Origin of the sequence: Terribacillus saccharophilus, from assembly GCF_002272745.1 — a bacterium.
Classification (GTDB): domain Bacteria; phylum Bacillota; class Bacilli; order Bacillales; family Amphibacillaceae; genus Terribacillus; species Terribacillus saccharophilus_B.
Window position 1 is genome coordinate 64,115 of record NZ_NPBD01000016.1, and the last position, 23,051, is coordinate 87,165.

Annotated in this window: 20 protein-coding genes; 3 read left to right on the forward strand and 17 right to left on the reverse strand. The window is 39.2% G+C overall.

All coding sequences use genetic code 11. The features are described from left to right. The first annotated feature begins 13 nt into the window (after positions 1–13). Positions 14–1,180 carry an MFS transporter gene (locus CHH58_RS15745; protein WP_095228393.1) on the forward strand — a complete coding sequence of 389 codons (1,167 nt, stop codon included), beginning with the start codon at positions 14–16 and terminating at the stop codon, positions 1,178–1,180. 30 nt (positions 1,181–1,210) lie between these two features. Here CHH58_RS15745 and CHH58_RS15750 read toward each other — a convergent pair whose 3' ends face one another. The 5 genes from CHH58_RS15750 to CHH58_RS15770 all read right to left on the reverse strand — a co-directional run bounded on the left by CHH58_RS15750 (position 1,211) and on the right by CHH58_RS15770 (position 6,791). Continuing rightward, positions 1,211–1,789, reverse strand: a complete 579-nt coding sequence (locus CHH58_RS15750) for a GNAT family N-acetyltransferase (RefSeq protein ID WP_095228392.1) — start codon at positions 1,787–1,789, stop codon at positions 1,211–1,213. Between the two features lie 147 nt (positions 1,790–1,936). Then, on the reverse strand, positions 1,937–3,223 hold the full coding sequence (locus CHH58_RS15755) for a sensor domain-containing diguanylate cyclase (RefSeq protein WP_095262790.1): 1,287 nt from the start codon (positions 3,221–3,223) through the stop codon (positions 1,937–1,939). Next, complete coding sequence (locus tag CHH58_RS15760) at positions 3,213–4,778, reverse strand: EAL domain-containing protein (protein WP_095228389.1); 1,566 nt, start codon at positions 4,776–4,778, stop codon at positions 3,213–3,215. The genes CHH58_RS15755 and CHH58_RS15760 overlap by 11 nt, the downstream gene beginning before the upstream one ends. A gap of 377 nt (positions 4,779–5,155) precedes the next feature. Then, on the reverse strand, positions 5,156–5,473 hold the full coding sequence (locus CHH58_RS15765) for a hypothetical protein (protein ID WP_095228387.1): 318 nt from the start codon (positions 5,471–5,473) through the stop codon (positions 5,156–5,158). A gap of 25 nt (positions 5,474–5,498) precedes the next feature. Continuing rightward, positions 5,499–6,791 carry a lipase family protein gene (locus CHH58_RS15770; RefSeq protein ID WP_095262791.1) on the reverse strand — a complete coding sequence of 431 codons (1,293 nt, stop codon included), beginning with the start codon at positions 6,789–6,791 and terminating at the stop codon, positions 5,499–5,501. Positions 6,792–6,836: 45 nt separating this feature from the next. Here CHH58_RS15770 and CHH58_RS15775 point away from each other — a divergent pair, with 45 nt between their 5' ends. Next, on the forward strand, positions 6,837–7,181 hold the full coding sequence (locus CHH58_RS15775) for a hypothetical protein (protein ID WP_141235105.1): 345 nt from the start codon (positions 6,837–6,839) through the stop codon (positions 7,179–7,181). 365 nt (positions 7,182–7,546) lie between these two features. On the opposite strand, the gene CHH58_RS15780 is transcribed toward CHH58_RS15775, so the two are convergent. The 4 genes from CHH58_RS15780 to CHH58_RS15795 all read right to left on the reverse strand — a co-directional run bounded on the left by CHH58_RS15780 (position 7,547) and on the right by CHH58_RS15795 (position 12,117). Next, positions 7,547–8,767 (reverse strand): CynX/NimT family MFS transporter, encoded by a 1,221-nt coding sequence (locus tag CHH58_RS15780; RefSeq protein ID WP_095262792.1) that lies wholly within the window; start codon positions 8,765–8,767, stop codon positions 7,547–7,549. 88 nt (positions 8,768–8,855) lie between these two features. Beyond that, complete coding sequence (locus tag CHH58_RS15785; protein ID WP_095262793.1) at positions 8,856–9,227, reverse strand: iron chaperone; 372 nt, start codon at positions 9,225–9,227, stop codon at positions 8,856–8,858. Positions 9,228–9,351: 124 nt separating this feature from the next. Beyond that, a complete protein-coding gene (locus CHH58_RS18940) occupies positions 9,352–9,615 on the reverse strand; it encodes a DUF4190 domain-containing protein (protein WP_141235106.1) in 264 nt (87 codons plus the stop codon). Between the two features lie 156 nt (positions 9,616–9,771). Next, positions 9,772–12,117 (reverse strand): family 43 glycosylhydrolase, encoded by a 2,346-nt coding sequence (locus CHH58_RS15795; protein WP_095262795.1) that lies wholly within the window; start codon positions 12,115–12,117, stop codon positions 9,772–9,774. Between the two features lie 356 nt (positions 12,118–12,473). Between CHH58_RS15795 and CHH58_RS15800 the strand changes: the two genes are divergently transcribed. Next, positions 12,474–12,908 carry a DUF6508 domain-containing protein gene (locus CHH58_RS15800; protein ID WP_095228373.1) on the forward strand — a complete coding sequence of 145 codons (435 nt, stop codon included), beginning with the start codon at positions 12,474–12,476 and terminating at the stop codon, positions 12,906–12,908. Positions 12,909–12,940: 32 nt separating this feature from the next. Here the strand turns inward: CHH58_RS15800 and CHH58_RS15805 are convergent, their stop codons facing one another. The 8 genes from CHH58_RS15805 to CHH58_RS15840 form a co-directional block, all read right to left on the reverse strand. After that, positions 12,941–14,038 carry an ABC transporter permease gene (locus CHH58_RS15805; RefSeq protein ID WP_095262796.1) on the reverse strand — a complete coding sequence of 366 codons (1,098 nt, stop codon included), beginning with the start codon at positions 14,036–14,038 and terminating at the stop codon, positions 12,941–12,943. Beyond that, positions 14,035–15,303, reverse strand: coding sequence for an ABC transporter permease (locus CHH58_RS15810; RefSeq protein ID WP_095262797.1), 1,269 nt, complete (start codon positions 15,301–15,303; stop codon positions 14,035–14,037). Before CHH58_RS15810 ends, CHH58_RS15805 begins: the two co-directional genes overlap by 4 nt. A 12-nt stretch (positions 15,304–15,315) precedes the next feature. Next, complete coding sequence (locus tag CHH58_RS15815; RefSeq protein WP_095262798.1) at positions 15,316–16,248, reverse strand: ABC transporter ATP-binding protein; 933 nt, start codon at positions 16,246–16,248, stop codon at positions 15,316–15,318. Between the two features lie 108 nt (positions 16,249–16,356). Further along, a complete protein-coding gene (locus CHH58_RS15820; RefSeq protein WP_095262799.1) occupies positions 16,357–16,989 on the reverse strand; it encodes a response regulator in 633 nt (210 codons plus the stop codon). Continuing rightward, positions 16,982–18,121: a sensor histidine kinase gene (locus CHH58_RS15825; RefSeq protein ID WP_095262800.1), complete on the reverse strand. Its 1,140-nt coding sequence runs from the start codon at positions 18,119–18,121 to the stop codon at positions 16,982–16,984. Before CHH58_RS15825 ends, CHH58_RS15820 begins: the two co-directional genes overlap by 8 nt. A gap of 392 nt (positions 18,122–18,513) precedes the next feature. Further along, complete coding sequence (locus CHH58_RS15830) at positions 18,514–20,898, reverse strand: AAA family ATPase (protein WP_095262801.1); 2,385 nt, start codon at positions 20,896–20,898, stop codon at positions 18,514–18,516. Next, positions 20,891–21,592 (reverse strand): ABC-three component system middle component 1, encoded by a 702-nt coding sequence (locus tag CHH58_RS15835; protein ID WP_095262802.1) that lies wholly within the window; start codon positions 21,590–21,592, stop codon positions 20,891–20,893. The genes CHH58_RS15830 and CHH58_RS15835 overlap by 8 nt, the downstream gene beginning before the upstream one ends. Next, positions 21,589–23,022 carry an ABC-three component system protein gene (locus CHH58_RS15840; protein ID WP_095262803.1) on the reverse strand — a complete coding sequence of 478 codons (1,434 nt, stop codon included), beginning with the start codon at positions 23,020–23,022 and terminating at the stop codon, positions 21,589–21,591. Before CHH58_RS15840 ends, CHH58_RS15835 begins: the two co-directional genes overlap by 4 nt. Between the last annotated feature and the right edge of the window lie 29 nt (positions 23,023–23,051).

The window sequence follows — 23,051 nt, forward strand, 5'->3', positions numbered from 1 at the left end:
TTGGAGTGACACGATGGCTTTAACTAAGAAACAGACATTTTTAGCATTCACATTAACTTTACTGACGTTCGTAATGGGAACAAGCGAATTCGTCATTGTCGGCTTATTGACAGAAGTAGCTGCCGATTTAAACGTAACTGTAGCATCTGCAGGAACACTAGTTTCGGGCTTTGCGATTGCCTATGCAATCGCTACTCCTCTCTTAACTGGATGGGTAAGCCGATTTCCGAAGTATCCGCTCATGCTTACACTTATTATTGTTTTTATTCTAGGTAATACTATTAGCGCACTAACATCATCCTTCGGCGTCTTACTTGCAGCACGAATCGTCACAGCAGCAGCGAGTGGTGTCCTTACTGCTTTAGCAATGACTGTAGCTAGTGACACAATGCCAGCGGCAAGACGTTCTTCCGTTATTGCACTCATTTTTGCTGGTTTCACGATCTCCAATGTCTTGGGTGTACCGCTTGGCACATTCATAGGTCAATTAGGTTCGTGGCATCTGACATTCTGGGTGACTGCACTACTCGGGGTGATCGCCTTTGTTATCAGTCTGTTCATCTTACCAAAGACAGCAGCAGGCGAGAAAAGTTCCATCGTGAAGCAGCTTGTCCTATTCAAAAATCCAAAAATTCTTGTCGGTTTCTTTATCCCGACATTCAGTATCGCTGGAACATATACAATATACACGTACATCACACCTATCATCGAGGATGAATTAGGTATTGCATCCAGCTCAGTCGGTCTTGTCTTGCTTGCATACGGACTCTTTTCCATCGCTAGCAACTTCTTGGCTGGTAAGATTGCAGGCCGAAACGGTATTGGAGATCTGCGTTACGCGTTCATCATCCAGGCAATCATCATTGGCTCCCTATACCTAACAATGGATATTACAATTGCTGGATTGATCAGCATCATGCTGATGGCAGTTATGATTTACGTTATGAATGCGACCATTCAAATTTATCTCATGGACCAGGCAGCAGCTTATTCGACAGCAGCCAGGGATTTTGCTTCCTCGCTGACTCCCGTTTCCGTCAATATCGGTATTACACTTGGCTCCGCTTTAGGAGGATTGGTCGTTGCATACGGAAACCTGCCTAACCTAGCAATTGTGGGCGGAATATGTGCCCTTATCGCCTCCCTATTATCGTTTATCAGTTATCGAATGGAGAGCTGATACCAATACATGAAAAAGGACAGGTTGTTATCAACCTGTCCTTTTTGTATTTAAAAAATCAGATTTAGTTACTGCGTACATTTTCACATCACGCTGTGCTCCTTTTATATAAAGCAACTTGCGTAATGTCCCTTCAAATGACATACCAGCCTTCTGCATGACTTTCTCCGAACCGCTATTTTCCACATCACATTTCGCCTGAACACGCTCAAGTTCCATTCGCTCAAAACCGAACTGAATGACTTGCTTTGCTGCCTCGGTCATGTAGCCCTTCTGCCAATACGGCTGCGCAAGTACGTAGCCAATTTCACCTACATGGTGATTCTGCTGCCAGGAGACATAATTAATTGTACCAATTAAACGCTTCTCTTCCTTAAGTTCAATTCCCCAAAAAACTGCCTGATTACTTTCGTATAAACTCAGAATGATATCCAGGAATTGCTGTGTATCGTCCACCGATTGGTGAGTGGTCCAAGTGACAAACTCAGAAACAGCCGGATCTGATCCATAGGCATATATTGCCTCTACATCTGATGCAGTCAACTTACGAAGAATAAGCCGCTCGGTTTCTAAGGATGGAAGGTTTTCAAGTATGTGTTCTGTTAGCATGATAACTTCCTCCTGACAACGTTTGTATAAATTTTACATATATATATTCATCATCATAAACTAGTGTTGGATTTCAATCTACTGAAAAACAAAAAACTTCCTGCATACAGATAATAACTGTATGCAGGAAGTTCTATTAATCTGATCTCATTCAAAAAATGTCCGATACATATTCTTGCCATTCTTTTTCGCCTGATACAATGCGGCATCAGCACTCCGCATCAACTCATACTCCTTCGTGCCATCCGCCGGATAGAAGGCTATCCCGACACTGGATGTTGTCCTAAAGAGATTCCTGCCTATATTCCATGCTTTTTGAAAGGACGCCAGGATATCGTCTGCAATACGAAGAACATCATTTTCCTCTTCAATTTCCGGCAAAAGAATCGTAAATTCATCCCCACCTTGTCTCGAGAGTACATCATGATTCCGCAGGCATCCCTTGACCCTGTGAGCGAATTGCTTTAACAGCTCATCGCCTACATCATGACCAAGAGTATCATTGATATATTTAAAATTGTCGAGATCCAAATACATAACAGCTGCTTTCTTTTTGTTCTGCTTTGCCTCTTCCAGCGCTTGATCCAGCTTTTCCTTGAACAGCCTGCGGTTCGGGAGCCCAGTTAAAGTATCATGATAGGCCATATGCGTCAGTTTCTGTTCATATGCCAATCTTTCCGTAATGTCCCTTGAGACAAAGAGGAAATGTTCAAATATCCCATCCTCGTCGAAGATAGGACTTGCTTGCGCCTCCAGCCAAATCCAATTGCCCATGATATTCTTAAAACGGAATTTCAGCACTTTGCCCTCTTTGGTCATCACCATTTCATCCATTTGCCGCCGTACCTTTATACGGTCATCTTCATGCATGAAATCCCTCGCTGGTTTTCCCTCATACGCAACAGCAGGAAACCCAAGCACCGTTACATGGGACGGTGAAGCGTACTTGAAATAGCCTTCCCAATCAATGATACAGACCAAATCTGTCATATTCTCCGCAATCAATCTGTATCGCGCTTCACTTTGCCGCAACGCTTCTTCAGCCATTTTTCTTCCGGTGTGCTCCTGTATGATCATTAAGTAAGAAAGCTCTCCTTCATACTCTAAAGAAACACCAGTTATTTCAACATCAATGACCGCTCCATCCAGACGCACCACTTTCTCCTCTGTCGGCGATATTACTACTCCGACTTGATTTAATTGCTGGGAACGCTTTTCAACCATGTCTACATAGGCAGGGGGAGAAAAATCCAGAATTGATTTTCCTTTTAGCTCCTGTATAGAGATAGCACCAATCAGATCAACAAAAGCTTTATTTGCGTGCTGGATGCTGCCTTCTCTGTGAATGACTATGGCTACAGGTAATGATTCCAGAAACATCAGCTGCTGTACATCTAACTTTTCGAATATATAGTCCTCTTCTCTACGATGCATCGCGACACACCACCACTATATATTCCACTTCCCCCTGTTCATCCAGTACAGGAGTTCCGATAGCTTCGACTAGCAGCCATCCATTATCGGCGCACTTGTATCTGAACTTCACCTGCCAAGCTGTTTTCAATGTCACAATCTGATGGATCCGGGTTTGAATCAATTCCTCATCCTCAGTGTGTATCCATTTAAAAGCACTTTCTCCTACAAAGGTTTCAGGAGCTATACCCAGCAGCTTTTGGTGGGACGGTGAAGCATAAAGGATAATAGCGTCCGAATTTATTATACATATCAAGTCCTGGACATTCTCTGCAATCAGACGATATTTCACATCATCTGAGCTGAATACAACTCCAGTTTTCTTTGTAATATCCACGGAACATCCAATTACCTCGACTACCTTCCCACCACGTATAATTGGTCGCAGCGAAGTGACATATGACAAACCATTCACATCGGACTCGTATATGACATTCTCTTCCCCATTCCATGCCCGCTCGTAAAATTCCATTTTTCTTTCCGCTTCTTCAACCGGGAGAAAGTCTTTTAAGTCTTTTCCGATAAGCTGGTCAGGAGTAAACTGCAAGCGGTAAATTAGTTCCCCATCACAAAAACTATGGACAAACCGTTCATTTTCCTTTTTATATTTAAAAATCATGCCGCGCTGTTTTCTGACGGCCTCCTGCAAATCCTGATACGTATTTTCTACACCGTTTTGCAGCCACGTTTCGTTGGATTTCTCTAAAGAGATGCCTTCATCTGGAATAATCTGTTCCAAACAAGGAATGCTTCTCGTAAATTCCTCTGGCGCAACCGGTTTACTGAAAAGATAACCCTGCGCCTCATTACATAGGTTCTGCTGCAGAAAGACGAGATGGTCTTTGGACTCCACCCCCTCAGCTATCACTTCAAGCTTTAATTGGTGCGCCATTGCGATAATTGTTTTGACAATGGTAGCGTCCTTTGAATCAATCGTGCAATTACGCACAAATGACCGATCTATTTTGATAATGTCTATCGGAAATTCCTTTAAGTGGTAGAGGGAACTATATCCGGTGCCAAAGTCATCCAGACTGATTCGAACACCTATCTGTTTCAGCTTATGCAATATAGGCAATACATAATCGACATCCATCGTCATAGACTCGGTAATCTCCAGCTCCAAATGCTCCGGAGAGAGCCGTGATTCTTCTAAAATAGACTGTACCTTTTCTGCCAAATCACCTTGGTACAACTGAGAAGCGGATAGATTAACCGCCACAATCATAGAAGACAGACCTTGTTCCTGCCACGCTTTATTCTGTATACATGCCGTCCGCAGCACCCATTCCCCAATAGGCAGAATCATCCCTGTCTCTTCAGCAGTAGGGATAAATTCCAGCGGAGATATTATTCCCTGTTCAGGATGCTCCCAGCGGATCAGCGCCTCCACTCCGGACAATTTGCCTGTCTGCAGGTTGAGCTTTGGCTGGTAAAGAAGACGAAATTCCTCCCTATCAAGTGCGTGCAACAACTCTTCTTTCAAATTATCTTTAGTTGATTTATATACATTCACTATCGCAACACCTCGTTCTTCTAGGTCTTTAACTCATGCTGCTAGTTTGCTTAGTAGGACAGTTCCTTTATCTTATAACGGCTATGTTGCTGTTGTATTAAATACGTCTGCTATATATGCTTCATGATTATACAATCATCCCCGGCTGGATACGATACTTTTTAATAATCCAAATATAGGAATCAACTGCAACAGCAACCAACACTATTACAGTATCTATACCCCATTACATAGAGTGAAATTCTGCCAGGACAATCAAAATAACCGCCAGCACAAATGCTGACGGTTTCTCGTAGTAATATATGTTCGCGACTAATCAATCTTTTTCAAATAAACTTTCGTCATACTATTGCAGATTTTAGTGACACTAATAAAAGTTAAGACCACCATCCACCACGAACTCTAATGCTTTCTCTTAAAATAACATATGAATGCTCTATCCCTTTCAAAAGCAGGATATTCTCCTCCAAACGTTGCCTCAGTGCTTTATTCGCCTGTCCATCAAAGCAATCCTCCAGCGCATCCTTGAGTTTTATATGCTCCTCTGAAAGCGATTCAATATGGTTGCAGCGTTCTAAATACTTCTTATAAAACTTCTCATCTGCTTCCAAATCATCTTTGATACTTCTTTCCAACTCTTTCTTTTGCTTTCGTCTCTCCAAGAATTCGTCAAATTCATCAAGTATATCTAACATTCTTATCATGCCTTCCACTAAAGAATCAGAACCTCAGCCAACCTGCCAGCATTTCATCAATATGCGCAAAATCCTTCGCCATCTTGTTCATATTGTGTGCGATTTCCCCCGTGTCAGATTGTGCATCCTTCAGAAATTGAATCACTTCATCAAAATAATCCATCTCGAATAACATCGGAACACCTTTTGGGCCAGTCACAGTCAGATCCCGATAGATATCATCTACATCGGAGCCATTCAACTTATCATATCTGCCCGATCCAACTTGCCCTTTGAATTTACTCTTTGCATATTCCATCGCGGAGAGATAATCATCCAAGAACTGCATCATCTCTTTTTTAGTCTTCGCAATGAGATCTTCGCTAGCTTCTACTTGCGCCGCATAGGATTTCATTAATTCGGTTTGAATAACGATGTGGAAATCTGAGACACCACTATTTTTTAGGAAGAGAGGTGATGTGGAGATAGCTGCGCGAAGTTTTTCATCAAATAGAAGATCTGATTTGTAGTAGCCATCTTTATTATAGAGACTTTCATCCATGTAATTACTAATATAGTGAGAACCAAGCTTATCCGCTAATTGATTCCCTACACCATCTTTCTCCGCTGGATCTTCCATATAATAAAACGAGCCAATTGTCTTATCATGAAACATAGAGACTATATCAGTTGGATATGCATAAGTAATAATGTTATCTTTGTAATCACCATTTTGAACATTTTGCTGCTGATCCTCACTTAACAACCCGTAAGCATCTGCTGCAGCAAAGGTAACTGCATTGGCGTCATAAATGACTGCGCAATATTGCGCAATTCCTCCGCCAAGCGAATGACCAGTAAATGTTATGTTCTCGGCACCATATCTCTCCACATATTTTTTAACAGCAACTTCTGCTTCAGAAAACTGGTTCTTATTTGTGTATGTAACCGTTCGCTCTTCCGCATTATATTTCGCACTGCCAACATATAAACTTTGGATTTGAGCCCGGGAACCAGTATAAGTCTCCGTTGCCTCATACACATCTGTATAATTCGAATCACCTAAAACAACTCCATTTAAATCCTCATCAAAGTCTTTTATCATTTCAGATAAACCTTTATCAGTTTCTGTACCTCGAAAACTAATTACTATCTCTTCAGTCTTAGGATTTTCTAATACATAACCATATAAACCTGTGTCTTCGTCTTCAATAATGTCTACTGTTTTCCAGATTACTCTTTCATTCGAAAAAGATGATTCAATCACGATTTGCTTCTTACCATTTACATAGGTTTCCTGTGAAATATAACCGGCCTGATAATCATTCAATTTGCTCATTGGTAACAAGCCCTCTCTTTGTTATACTTTATACGAGGTGTAGTTATGAAAAAAATTGTACATTTTCTATTAGTTTCTATATTTTCCATTATACTACTAGGAGGATGTAATGTGAACGGGAGTAATTCTGAGTTCGATGATGACACAATAACTAAAGCCAAGAATACAGCTAAAAGTTATATAGAAAGCAATTTCGAAAATGTAAGCTCTATTGAAATGGACGAACCTTATACAGCTCCAATGGGTAGCATGACTATAGATGGAACAGTGAATGGTAATGCTGGTTTCTCAATAAAATTCCATAAAGATATAAGTGTAGCAGGTATCAGTACAAATGAAGGTTTTCCTGAATTTAAAGAAGAATGTAAGGAAACAAGTTGCGATTACTAGGGGATAAGAGAAAATAAAAGTTGACAACTAATCTAAAATTAGACAGTTACTCACCAATAGCACCTATATTTTTTTATCCTGTACTATACCTTTTCATTATCTGATTCTTATAGAAGCATGAGTCTAAGAGAAATCAATGGTAGAATACTCGTTCCGTGATTCGAACGAATTCAAGAAAATTTAAATGATAGGTATTCTCTCCTTTCAGTTGTATTCTACAGAAATTTTCGAATAAATAGTATCAAAAACTTGTGAAACGAAACAAGAGAACGGGCACCTCATCTATTCTTCAGCTGCCTTTTTCAGTTCATCTTACAGAGATTAAAAAGATTAACTACCCTGTGATGAGTAGTTAGTCTTTTTTGTTACTGTATGCCCCCGCCTTGCCTCTGATTGATATACGCGTTTTTCCCAGCTCCCATACCAACAATCCAGAGCACTACAGCCACAGCAACCAACAATGCTAGCGGCACTGTCCAGCTTGACGTAACATCATGAATTAATCCAAATAATGTTGGCCCTACTGCGGCTAATAGATATCCGACAAACTGTGCCATACCTGATAATTCTGCGGATTCCTGAGCTGAGTGTGTCCGCAATACAAAAAACATTGTTGCGAGACTGAACACACCGCCTCCCGCTAATCCGAACAGTAAAACACTGATAACACAAATCCAGGTAATACCCGTCAACAACCCGGAGAAGCTCATAACGAAACACAAAGCTATGATGCTCACTATGCCCCTTTGTCCTGCAAGACGACCTGCTAGGATCGGGAGCAAAAATGAAGTCGGCAAGCTACAAAGCTGTGTGAGAGCTAAAAGCCAGCCAGCTGTTGATTCACTAAAGCCTTGATTTTGAAGTATTGTGGGCATCCAGGTAATCATGATGTAATACAATAGCGATTGCAATCCCATAAAACCTGTTACCTTCCAGGCGAGACCCGATGACCATAGTTTCTTTCCTTTCTTAGGAAGGGAAATGGATGATGTTGTTACTCTTTGGCGCAGCTGCGGTATCCAAGCGACCATCGTTACAAGCGTCAAAATAACCCATACTGCGAGTGAGCCATGCCATCCACTTCCAAGTCCATTTGAAAGAGGAACGCTGATTCCAGAAGCAAGCGCGGCCATCCCATTCATGGTCATCGCATAGGCTCCAGTCATTACACCAACATTTTTAGGGAATTCCCGCTTGATTAATCCCGGCAAGAGTACATTTCCCATGGCAATACCGATTCCCGCTAAAGCCGTACCAACGAAAAGCATCCATACTGGTGAGAAAAACCGAAATATAAGTCCAACAGCTATGATAATCAGTCCGGCAAATAAAGTTCTTTCAATACCTGCACGCTTAGCAATTCTTGGCGCGACCAACGCAAATACAGCAAATGCAACCAAAGGCAAAGTAGTCAGCATGCCTGTTGCAGCATTGCCTATGCCTGTATCTGAACGAATATTATCTATTAAAGGACTTAACCCTGTTATCGGAGCACGCAAGTTAGCACCGACAAGCAGAATGCTTAAGACTAACACAGCAATACCAACACGTGAGGCGTTTTGTTTTAATTGATTAGATTGTTCCATATGTCTTCTCCTTACTCTGTCCAGCAAGCTCGGAATCTTGAATTCCCAGCAAAGAAACACCTTTAGAGGTGCTTCCAACTCACTTACTTTATTTCCTCCAAAAAGTCGTACAGTCTGCTTTGTCTGTAATATTGAACTCTATCATTCTTTCTAGTAATGAATAATCCACCGGCCCATCCCATTTGATACGAACCAGCTGCTTCGTATGGTCATAGCCTGCCTGCACAATATCATCAGAAAAATGATCTATTCCCGCCTTTTCCGGAGCAACAGCCAAATGCTGTTTTGCGATGCTAAAGCCAATAATAAATGTACCGTGATCAGTAAACATCGGCTGATTCCAGGCTATTTTCTGTTCCATATTAGGATATTTCTCAGCCACCCATTTCAGCACTTCTTCCGTTCGTTCCCGGTGCTGCGGGTTGTCAATTTGAGCTAGATATTCTGCGAATGCTTCCATTTTACTTACCCCCAAGAAAAATTATTGAAGATCTTATTGTATCCCTACTATAACCACAAGCCTTGTAAAAGAAAAGTTGATTAGTAATAGATTGTTCTATTACCGACTTTATACTAGGAATCTATCACAAGAAACTACCTACTATACCAATCAAACTGCACACTATACCTATTACTACAAACTTCCGGCCTTTTAGTTTGCTTTTCTTAATCTCTCTATGCGCTATGTACGCCATCCCTAGTCCGAATCCGCCTAGAGTTGCTCCATTATCCCAAAAAATGACTCCTAATATTGATAAGATTCCTATAACAAGAGAGAATATAGCTTCATGACAATACTCTAAAGCCTCTGTTTGGTTCTTATATCTCTCGGTACGCAACATCATCATCCTAACATAAACTTTCACCTTGTATTTTCCATTATAAACACTAAAGGAATATTATTCCTTAACCATATTAAAATCACTGTTAATACTTATAATAATTTTTAATTTATGAGTAAAGAAAAAGAACACCTCCTTCACAAGAGGTGTTCTTAACTGCCTTTAGTTAGCCAATTCTTTTATTTCCGTTTCACTCAACGCCTTCCGATACACTGCAACATCATCCATCTGCCCGCCAAAGAACGCATCCGCAGCATACCTGCTTCGCCCTAGATAGTTTGTATTTCCGAGAATATCAGATGGGTTAGTCGTTATATTTTCGTTTGTTCCTGCAAGCTCTCCATTCACGTACAGCTTTCCGGTATCTCCTTCAAGCGTCACCGCAAGATGTACCCATTCATCTGTAGCTAATGCCTCATCAGTCGTGATATTCTGATCTACTCCATTATGAATCGTAAATCGCAGCTTGCCGCTGCCGTCAGATGGCGTGAAGAACATGTTCTTGCCGTTGCTTTCACCAATATCAAAGATTCTCTGCCATGCTACACCGCCTTGCCAGTTCACCCGGGCGGAAAATGTGAAATCCTCTGCATCTGCAACAAGAGGGGAAAGTTCCACATAAGCATCTTTCCCATCCAACGCCAGCCTGCCATCCTCGGTTTGCACAGCGTTCCCTTTCAATTGTGCAGGCAGATTGCTGCCGGAAGAATCAGTAGCTTCCTTACTGCCAGGATTACCAAAGTTATATTGCGCAATTTCCGGCTCAGAAGCCTGTTGCTTTACTGTTACTTGGAATGTTTTCGTATCTTTCTTTTTTCCTGCTTGAATACTTGCAGTCAGTGTAGCTTTGCCATCTCCGCTTCCTGCCGCTGGCCGGTGTATCGTACCATCAGCCTCAATCACTTTTGGATTGGATGACGTCCATTTGATCGCGGATTCATGAGTCCCTTCTGTCGACAGCTCTACATTCTGAAATAAATTATCGCTGTTTGAGATGCTCAGATCCTTCTTGACTGCTGCAACTACTTCTTTATCTTTCATGTCTTCCATTCGATTGCCCCAGACTGCGACACCTTTATCAGATAAAGCAGTGAAAGTCGTGTCATATTCTTCTGCCGCTTCATCCCACTGTTTCAGGAAGAACCCATTATACTTCTCGCCATCAATTGTCAGGGTAATCTCATTATCTTTTCCGTACTTCCACTTTCCTTTTACAGCACCTTCGACTTTTCCGTTCTCTTTCAGGGTGATTTGTTCAGAAGTTTTCACATCAGCAGAAATATCTTTTCCATGGTTCACATACTGATAATCACCAGCCATATCTTCGCGTTTAATCTTCGCTTCTTTCTCATTCGTATTACGAGATGGCGCGACAACCGGCCATCCATTGTCGTTCATATGCATCTGATGCACCCGTACTTCATGCTCCTCACCGCGCTCTGGGAAACGAGAATGGAAGATTAAATAATGATTCTTCGTGTCCTCATCATAAAAAGCGGTATTATGTCCTGGCGAAACATAGCCGATACCCGGCTTCTCACCTGGATCACCGACCTTCTTCTCAAACAAGTTATTTCCAAGCAGCTTCACGCCATAAGGTTCGATAGACTTGTCATCAAACAGAGGCAGATTCGGATCTGCTTTCACATCAATCATGTCATTTCCTTCTGCGTCGTAGAACGGACCATCTGGAGACTTAGAACGCGCCACACGAATATTGTAGCCGCCAACAGCATCCAGCCCACCGAATGATAGGAACATATAGTAATAATCTGTTTCTGGGCTGTACATCATTGCTGGCCCTTCGATCCGGCTATGGTTGCCGCCCATCAGCTTCTTCCCATATCCTTGGCCTGGAAGCGGCTTGCCTGTCTCTTCATCCATTTCCATAATGAAAATACCGCCAGAGTATGAGCCATACACCATCCACAGCTTGCCATCCTTGTCATAGAACACATCCGGATCCACTACATTCGGATGCTTTGTCGCATCATAGATCGTTCCATCTTCACTCGGCTCGTCCCACATACCCGACTTCAGGATGATGCCAGTATCCTTATACGGTCCCTCGATATCATCCGCCACTGCCACACCCATTGCAGACCGCGGCGAATCTCCTTTACACGCATTGTAATACATATAAAACTTCCCATCCGCCAGCTGAATTACATCCGCTGCCCAGAGCGTATCCGTCTGTGCCCATTCAAGTGTCTCCTTAAGTTCTTCCGTTATGTTGGGAATCAGCTTATTCCCATCACGTACACCCGAATCTACCATTTTCCATTTCATAAGGTCGTTCGTTTTTGCTGCAGCTAGGTGGGAACCGAACACATAGTACTGGTCGTCCACTTCAATGAAGGAAGGATCATGGACAGAGGCATTTTCAAATACAGGTATATTCTCTTTTCCTTCTTTATCCTTTGCCAGGGTATCAGCGCCTGGAATAGCAGGAATAAGTAATGCGGCAGACAGCATCGACGTCACAAGTATACTTTTGTTAGCTTTCATCTCTTTCCTCCTCAATACGTGATAACGCTTTCATATTACTAGTTTAAGATTAGGAGGAATAGATAAAGTTGTCAATAAGTATAAAATCCCTGTTTTATGAATAGATTATTTATCATTTTTAAAAATAAATATATGTTTTCAAAGCGATCCTATATACTTGTACGTACAAATATCCGAATAAACGAATTAACATCTGAGAGTCTGGAACCAGTTTTAATATGTCTACTGTTACTATAATATTTAGAATTATGGAAGTTGAGGATAAGAGGAGGCCGTAACACGATCACAGATTTCGTGTTCGCAACTCAGCGTATACTGGGAATGCGATATAATCTAATAAAAGGAGGATGATGTTTATGGACGGAAATCCAGATAATATACAACTCATAAACGAACTAGACAAGTCGAAGACAGACGCCTGGGCGGAATTGCGTTCTGTTGCGGAAGAGATGACAGTTGAAGATCGTAATGTAGTATGGACAAATGGAGGAAACGAGCATTCATTAAACTACCCTGCCTATAGTGAACGCATAGACAAAGCCACGAATCTGCTATATACTGTCGGCGCCATAACCCCTTTATACAATTGGAAGAGTAACGGGTTGCCAGACTATTTACCTTCTATGGAGTTAAGTGTTGCAGATGCCATTCGCGCTGCTACTTATATAGTGCGCAGTGAACGATTTGGGGATGGAGCCATAGCAAAAGCAGTCGAGATTGGTTTATTGGATAGTATTTTACATAGCTTAATCAAATGGTATGATGTGAAACGAAAGAGCCTCGATGCGTAATCGAGGCTCTTTCGTTTCATATAAGCAATTCCCTAACTGCTCCGCCGCTCCACAAGATTAATTCCCAACCCCATAGCCACGACACCAATCAATAACATATACAACAGAGACATCATGACATCCTGCAAACCAGCACCATAGAACACAACCGACATAATCGCTTCCATTGCATGTGCCAGCGGGAACAGATCCGCAATAAACAGTAGCACAGAATTGGTAATCGTTCCCGGCATCATATAAGCTCCGCTGACAAGCGGAATTAGCGGGATGACGGACGGATAAATGGCATAGAATTGCTCCGGCGTCCTGACAAATCCGGTAATCAACATGGCAATACTGATCATGCCAAAAGTAAAGCACGCTGCAATGAGGATGATCAGCCACAGACTATCTCCGACATCATAACGCAAGACATATTTAAACACGATCAGCACGATAACTATTTGAAGCATCGTAATCAGAAAACTATACAACAAATAACCACTGTACATACCAGTTTTCTTCATTGGCGATAAAATCATCCGATCCCAAATACCAGCAACCTTATCTTGTGTCACATTATTAACCTTGAATCCAAGGATGAACATCGAGATCAAGAATGTGAAGGAAAATAGCAACTGTGTACGGATGTTGTACGTAGGAATCTGTTCGCTATCCAACCCTTGCGCTTCCAGCTGAAATGGTGCATCTTCTAGGTAGCTCTCCATTTCATCCCGGACATCTTCTCCCACTTGTGATTCAACCGCACTGATTTGCGCTTCTTGCTGAAACGCCTTATCAACATGTCGTTCTACAGAAGAAACGGTCGGCATATTTTTGGAGACCAGCAATCGGTAATCATCCTCCATGACCTTTACTGCTACATCGATATTGCCTTTCTTTATGTCTTCACGCGCTTCTTCTGGTTCCACTATTTCAAATGTAAAGGAGTCATCGGTATTTAACAATGCTTCCCACTTATCTTCTATTTCTGCAGCATCAGCTTCTTCACTGAAAATCCCAACTGTTGTCGCGGACTGAATGCCACCGCCAAATAAAATGGCAGCTACAATACTTCCCGCAATCAACAATAGAACGAGCAATGGATTTCGTTTGTCCTTTGAGAATTGCACCCATAATACATTTTTCATTGTGCTCTCCCCCTTTTCGGAAACAAAGCTAAGCCAATGAAAGTGAATAATAAGAAATAACCGATCATGAACATGCTTGGCTGGAAGATGGATGACAGTTTCTCAAATTGTACCCACTCTGTCAGTATGGACAGAAATAAACCGTTCGGAGTCCATTCTCCAATTTGCTGCAGCCATTCAGGCAGCATATAAATGGGAACAAATCCTCCTCCTAGCGTACCGAACAGCAAAGTAAAAAACATAAAAATCCCATTTGCCGCATCAACACTATTCATCCGCAATAACAGTGCCGTATAAATAGCCGCTAAGCCCGACAGCACCAAAGCGAGCAAGACTATCATCACGAAGACACCACCCCAAAAGGCTATCGAACGATCCGGAAATACAGCCATAAGAAAGTGGGATACAAGTAATACAAATATAATCTGCAGTACAACCAGACAAATCGTGGAAGCCATTTTACCAATTAAAAACCGCATTGGATGGCTATTCGCTAACAATATTCGGTTAAATACTTGGTCCCTGATTTCCACTCCTGTTTTCATCGCTACCGTCGCCACGACGAATAAGGCAAATAATCCTCCTAAAGCTATCGTAAAGTACTGGGTCATCGTGAAGTCGTGCGCTGCGCCTATATCCTCCATACCGCCTTCAGGAAGATCTGCCTCTATTTCTGTACCACTCGTTATTTCCTGCATTGCAAATTGATAATTTAATTGCTCAATAAATCCTTGTATAAACTGTTGTAGAGCACTGCTATCTGTCGTCTCTTCTTCTATTTTATAAATCAATGATGTAGTTGGAGGTTCGCCTGCGAAGCTCGCATATAAACTATCCGCGGTATATCCCTGTGGGATGACTAGCATACCATCCAGTTCGCCCTCTTTGACTTTCTCGGCTGCTGCCTTTTCCTCCAGATGATGAACCGTCACCCATTCCTTTACATCGTCACTTTCCAGATAATCCGATAGCAGTTGAACAGGCTGTATCTCTCCCGCAGCTTCCAAGATAGCATTTGCCTCCTGCTCTTCAAAGGCAGCATCACGAACCAATCTTTCCTTCAGCTGCTCCATTGCTTCCGTCTCATTATCCTGATTGACCACGGCTAACTGTAAGTCCATTGATACTTCATCACCACTATCAAATAACCCAGCAAAAGCAAAATTCAACACGATAACCAAAATAATAGGAAGCAACAGGACCGTGAGCAGCTCTTTCCAGTCCCGTAAAAATATCAACAAATCTTTCTTGATGAAACTTCGCATCACGACACCCCTTTAATCTCTCAGCGTACGTCCGGTTAAGTGAAGGAATACATCTTCCAAACTAGGCGTTTCTGTTTGGAAATGAAGCAATTGGATTTGATGCTGTTCTGTAAGATGAACCAATTTGCTGATTAAGTTGCTGCCTTTTGCGGCTATAATCTTCAGTTGCAATTCCGTTACTTCTGTTTTATGAACTCCTTCAATTGTCTTTACTTGCTCTACAAAGGCTTCATCCAGCTTGTTTAATTCCACCTTTATCTTATTCTCGGTCGACAATATACTGAGTAATTCATCTTTAGTTCCTGCTGCAATGACCTTGCCGTGATCCATAATGTATAATCGATCGCAAAGCTGCTCTACTTCTTCCATGTAATGACTCGTATAAAGAATTGTCGTTCCATCTGTCTGATTCAACGCCCGTACAGCTTCTAGGATATGATTTCTCGATTGCGGATCGATACCGACTGTCGGTTCATCCAATATTAAAATCTTCGGGCGATGCAATAACGCCGCCGCTATATTAAGCCTGCGTTTCATCCCGCCGGAATAGGTCTTAACCAAATCCTTTTTTCGATCATCCAACCCGACAAACTCCAAAGCCTGCTGAATAGCTTTCTCCAGTTCTTTGCCCCTCAATTTATAAATCGATCCAAAAAACTTAAGGTTCTCATAGGCGGACAGCTCCTGATACAGCGCCAATTCCTGTGGCACCACACCAGAAACGCTTCTGATCTCACCCGGTTTAGCAATCGCGTTCACACCGTTCATGGTTATTCTTCCGCTTGTCGGCTTGATCAAAGTGGAAATCATGGAAATTGTAGTTGATTTCCCGGCTCCATTTGGACCGAGTAATCCGACTGATTCTCCATCTGCCAAGTACAAGTTGAGATCCTGAACAACTTTCTTTCCTTTGAAGGACTTGCTTAAGTTGATGGTTTCAAGCACGTTTTTGCCTCCTTTAATGTTGTTACTTGCATCATAAATAAAAAAAACCAAAGCCACTACTGACTATGGTCATTCTTCGATTGGGCACTTATTACTTTCGTCACTTTTTTATACGAGACGATGACGTATCGCATAAATAGCTAACTGTGTCCGATCTCTTAATTCCAATTTATCTAAAATGTGACTCGTTTGATTTTTCACAGTCCCAACCGATAATCCTAGTCGTTCGGCCACTTCCTTATTATTCAATCCTTCTCCTATACACTTCAATATTGCTCTTTCCCTCGGGGTCAATGTCGGGTCAATCTGTCTCTCTTCCTGGTTTTGCAGCAGAATCGGCATCACCTTTGAAGCAACCTGATCCTCCAATGATAAGCCGCCGCTCAAAGCGCTTTTAATGGAGCGAATAAGCGATGCTGTATCTCCATTTTTCAGCATATAGCCGCTAACTCCCAGCTTCAAAGCATTCATAACATACTCGTTATCATCAAAGGTAGTAAGCATGAGCACCTTTATATAAGGAAAACGCGTGCGCAAAATTTTCGCAGCTTCAATCCCATCCATCACAGGCATACGAATATCCAAAATGGCTACATCAAAAAGCTGCTTTTCACATAATTTGACCGCTTCTTTCCCATTATCTGCTTCCCCGGTCACACGAATCTCGTCATCCGTTTCAATCATCATCTTCAAGCCTTGACGAACCATTACTTGATCTTCAGCCAGCAAAACTTTAATCATTAGAACCGCCCCAGTCTGCTAATCTTATCGTGCCTCTCACCAAAAAGCGGTGCGTCTCATAATCGATCTCAAGCGTTCCGCCCACTTTCTCTAAGCGCTCCCGCATCGCCTTCAACCCGTACCCTTCCTGAAAGTAACGATCATGCGTCGCAGCATTGATCACCTCAAACCGAAAAATACTGCCTCCAGGAGCTTCGAATATGACTTGCGCCTCTCTCGAAGAACTATGCTTCATAATATTCGTCAATGCCTCCTGCACAGCACGAAAGATTGCAAATGACTGCTCACCCGTCAAAGGAGCCGCAAACGCACCATGCTTTACAGAAAAATTGATCTTCATAAAACTCTCTATCTCTAATTTCCGAATAAGTCGGATCACACCCTGCAAACCGCCCACTTCATTTTGCTTGAATGACCGCACCGCCTGCCGTGTCTCCTCCAAGCTCTGTTCAGCCAGTTCTTTCAGCTTCCCGACCGTCTCCTTATCCTTCTCAGCCGCCGTTAACCGAAATGCCTCAAACTGAAACAGCAACGCCGTCAGCTTATGCCCGACCGAATCATGAATCTCATGTCCAATTAGCATCCGCTCATCTTGTCTTGCTTGTTGCTCCTCTACAAGAAGCTGTCTTTTCATTCTTCTGTATTCTTCGAGTAAGGCCTCATTGCTTAAGCGCGCCTCATTTTCTCTGTTATGTATAACTTGATGATAAAGCAAGGCGACTACTAGTAAAAGGTAATATAATGCACTCCATACTAATTGAGTAATGGTGGGTGTCGATAATATTAAAATCACTGCAACACTCGCAATTTGAACAGCAATTACTATTAAACTTTTAGTACGTGAAAGATAAAAGACTGCTTCTGCCATTACTAAGGATTGTATGAGGATTGCATATGGACTTAAACTGTTGTTTATAGAGTAGAAAATGAGGATTGTGAGTAAAGCTTGAACACAGAATATTAGAGTTTGTATGAATGGTTTATCTTTAAAGAGCGGTACAATAAATAATAGGCTATGGAAAATACTCATACCTGTCAGTTGTCTTGCATTTAAATCAGCTCCAAATTCCAAGAAAATTAGCGCCCAGACTATAAAGTGGATAGCAAGCCAGGTAAAATATGTTTTTTTCATTTGGTGTGCACCTTCTTTCTTAATTATAAAAAGTCGCACCATATAATCTTATATATAATATTTATAATGCTTCATAAAATAACGGAATGTTTAAGTTAGATCTCATAGCATCATATACAATGTTGACGTAATAGTTGTCAGTTACAATAAGAATCTTAGAAACAAAAAGAAAAGGCTCACCACACCTAAGCAAAGGTACAATAAGCCAATATGGAATCAGTAATTAATCTTAGAAATCTTGTACTGTAGGTAATTATACTGCTAGACTAACTCTAAGTTACTGTCTATAACTATTAGAAACTTAGTTTGTCTCCATTTTCAATGTAAGATTTATAAGTATCTTCAAAAAGATACTTACCTTGCATATCTACAGTGTACATTTACAAGATTAATTAATTGCTAAGAAGGTTTGTATATAATTCATTCTTAAGATTTATTCTAACAGTATTTAAACCATATTTTAGAAACTTATAACGAATATATCTTGAGACGTCTTCTTCGTGCGTAGATAAGAATATCTGTTTTTCCCTAAATTCGTTTCTTAATAATTCAATTAGCGAAGCTATGTTAATCTCATCCATTGTTTGTACAGGATCGTCAATTAATAATAAATCTACCGAGTCCTTACCATACACTTTATTTAATGCCAAGGTAAAAGAAATTACTAATCCAGATAGTTGCCCTGATGAGAGATAATTAATGGCATCATGATCAGATTTCATATCAGAGACAAATCTAATACTCTTCTGTCCGAAACTTTCATTTTCATATATAAAAAGTCCACATCCCCTTTGATAATTTTGGATTATCCTACCACTGAAGATATAGAAAGGAATCTCTATATCCCTTATTATTTTCTTCCAATGATTAATTATCTGGTTTTCATATACGCTTATTATTAACTTTATAGATTCTATCATTTCTTTTAATTTATCTGCTTTTAATGTTATGGTAGTAATCTCTTTTTCAATTTCTTTTATAATTGTAGAACTTCCATAATAGTATTGATAATCTATATACGCCACTTTATCCAATATTTTTTCAAGTTTTATCTTTCGTACTTCTTCTAAATTTCCATTAAATAGTCTATTAAAAACTATTAGCTTATTAGTATGATTGATATAGGAATCACCAACATTTTTTTTATGAGCAATTAAACTCTCTTTTACTTCACTAACTCTGCTGTTTATATCTTCAATATCTACAGTATTGCTGTTTAGATAAGTACTTATATCAATATGATGCTCTTCACACCATTTCATGAAGCTTAATATATCATCCTTTTGTTGAACAGCTTCCGTAAACTGGTCAAAAAAGTTGTCGCTGACAATATTTTTATTATCACTAAGATAAATATCTATTCTCTCTAGAATATTAACAATGTGTTTTGCATACAATTCGTTGTAAAGCTGGTCATACTTTTGGGTGGAATCATCATATAAAGACAAAAAGTATTGAGTTTTTGAAGAAATAGATGAAATCAAACTTTCATATGATTCATATGAGCTACCACACAAGGGACATTCTTTATCTGTATTTTTTTCTTTAATTTTATTAAAATGATCAACTAAAGTCTCTCTGGTTTCATTTAAATTCCTAACTAAATCTGACATCTCACCCATACTATCTTTATGGCTTTTTAAGTCATTAATGTATTTTTCAATGTCATCGATGTCAAAATCGAAATCAACTAAGGAATTCAATTCTGTAAAAAGTGAAAGTTGTATTTTGTTACTCAGTTTCTCTTTAGATAAGTCATTTTGCATAACTTTTAATTGCCGTTCTTTTTCTTTTAATTTTTTTATCATATCAACTTTATCTAAATTAGAATAGGCGTTTATAGTATTTCTTAGTAAGCCTATGTTTTCACTATATCTATCTAATTTATTATTAAATTCCGTATGCGAAAAATCTTCTATATCTCTAACTAATGTATATAATTCCCTAAGATCTTTTATAAATTTTTCTCTACTATCTTTCTTAACGACAATGTCCTTCTTATCCCATTCTTCTTGTGTTTCATGATTTGGTAATAAAGAGAAATATTCCACTGACCTCAGATTATCTGTATTTAAATCCTTTACGCCCTCTTTTAATAAATTTAACTTATCTTGGTTTCTTTCTAATATCCCTTGCGGTCTTTCAATTGTCTTTATTTCGCTTTCGATATTTGATTTTATTTTATTTAATTTTTCTAATTCCTTTTCTTCTTTATATGTATCAAACAGTTGAGATATTTCATCCATTCTTTCTTTGGCACTATGTTTTAAGAAGAAAGTGTTCTCTTCTTGTTGTACATAATAAAATAGACTGAAGTACCTCTTTAGATTACTTGATGACAATTTAGTACTTATTTCACTCTGTTCAATCTCTATCCCCGCCTCAATTTCAGAAGAAAAACTAGGTAGTGCAAAGGTTTGGAAGATTGCCCAATTATCCGGTTTGCGATCAGTTGATCTTAATTTTTTATTTGAATCAATTCTCTTAGAAATAACAAAATTCTCTTTTTCACTTATAAATTCAACTTTGATTTCAGTATCCATATCTTTCTTATTTGCAAAAAGTATTTCATTGTATCCATACCTTTTATCCGCAGTATTCTTAATCCTACTTATTTTACCTGTTAATATTATCTCAATGGCATCAAAAACTGTAGTCTTCCCAAACCCATTAGGACCATCTAAAACGACTAAGTCTTTATTTGAAAAATCTAAGTTAAGAATATCTATGTGCTTAAAATTTTGTATGAATACTCTGCCAATTTTATATTTACTCATTTTTACCACCTTCCCATATTTCTATCAGTTGTTCTATTAAATCAACGTCATTTACGTCTACATCCATTAGATTAGAGTTCAGCTCTAATAGTTGTTCGTCATTTAGTACCTTGTTAATTTCTTGAGATAAATCTTCTATATCTTCCTGCTGTTTATTTAAACCTAGAAAAGGTAACTTAATCATTAAGCGAGTACAGATCTCATAAAGTAATGTTTCAGTATTCTTATTTGAACTTTTAAAATCCAGAAAATATTTTGCGTTATTCACTATACTATTTAAGGTAGAGTTTGAATCCTTTATGTTGTTAAATAATATTTCAAGCTGTTCCAATTGAACTCTGTTGTATTCAAAAACATATTTTTTAAAGAAATATGGATCCTCTTCAAGTTCGAATACTACATCAGATAAAGTGTTATTATCAAATCTATCTGAATTTATACAAATCAGCATTGAGAGATTTTTGTCCATCCTCTCGTCATACCCACTCTCCATCTCTTTTACTGCATCATAGTAATCGGGCACTTGTTCGGATAAAAAATTACTCTCTATTTCAGATAAGTATACAACCAAATAAAAGTTGGCAGCCTTTTTGCTATAATTTGCATAATATGAAATCTGATTATTGTACTTATCGCTAATATACAATTTGATAAAGTCATTATCATTAAATATCTTGTCTATTATATTCTTCATGATAGCTCCCCTTTTGCCGTATCTAAATCAATCAAACTTATTTTCTTTATTTTTGTTATTCGATTATGATAGTTTTGGTCTAAGATTTCTATATCTGGATCCGGAACATTTGAAGTTACATGCGGATCTTCCAAGAAAGGTAAACTTATGTGCTTCGTTATAATATTATCAACTTCATTTAACATTTCTGGCTGAGCATTGTTAACAATTCTATTGGCTAACCTAGCCGTCCTAGAACGATGAAATTTTTCGATAATTGTTGAAGGAAGATAATTCATATTAATTCCATCTTGGTTTTTCTTACTGTAAATTAGTCTTTCTGGATCTATATTTCTTTTGACTTGTTTTAAAATTTCAAAGAAACCATCATTCAGACTGGTCTGATGCAAGCATTCCCTAATAACTTTTATAATTTGATCTGGTATTTCCATATTAACTTGATTGTCAGGTGTAATTTTCAAGCAAAACACCAAAAAATCTTCCTCACTTAATTGATTTGTATAATTCACCAGTTTTCTTATATTTTCTATCTCTTCTATACCAATAATGCCATCTTCTAAATCAACCTCTAAGTCTTCAATTAAGCAATTTGTAATTCTATTAAAATCATTCTTAAGGTGATAAGATACATATTCTTTACTCACCGTTTCAAAATTATTTTCCACTATCTCTTGTATCTCAACAAATTTTATAGGAACCCGTATATTTTCCCGCGTCTTATCTTGTATATTATTATGTCGTTGCCTTATATTTTTATCCACTAGACCTAATAAATAATGATAGGCTCTATCCACACGAACTTCTGTGACATTCTCTTTAATTAATCTCTTCAATTGATCCTTAATCAAGTATTCTATATCTTCCATAGAGCAATAATTTTGGTCTTCGTTATAGTTATACAAGAAAAACTTTTTTGATACCTCTTCATATTTACCAGAAGCATCTACTTTGTCATAGCATTCTCTCGGTGAAGCATATATCGATTTAGTCCTTTTTTTATCATCTTCCTTATCTTTGTCTTTACTAACAACTGTTGGTGGATCTAATTCTAACAATCTTCCCCTTATATTCTCACTATTTGTTAGACTTTGAGTAACATGTAAGTATGCATTGCTTATATGTGTAAAGTCTAATAATTTCGCTAATAGCAACCAAATTGCATCTTTGTACTTGGATATCGCTGTGTCTGAATAAGTCTTAACTTGATGAATTGATTGATATAAATCATCTTTCTTTATCGAAAAATCTTCAAACCACTCTAGCTCCAATTCATATCTTGAGTGATCTTCTTTCTTTATTTTTTCTATCATTTTTAAAACAACATAAATACCCACTTTGCCTTGATGGTTATAACCATTCCAACTAGGACTAGCGTCTGTAGTATATTGATTTTCTTTTATTTTATTGCTGGTTGCCTCAACGTTTCCCATTTAAAATCAACTCACTTTAATTAAATGTA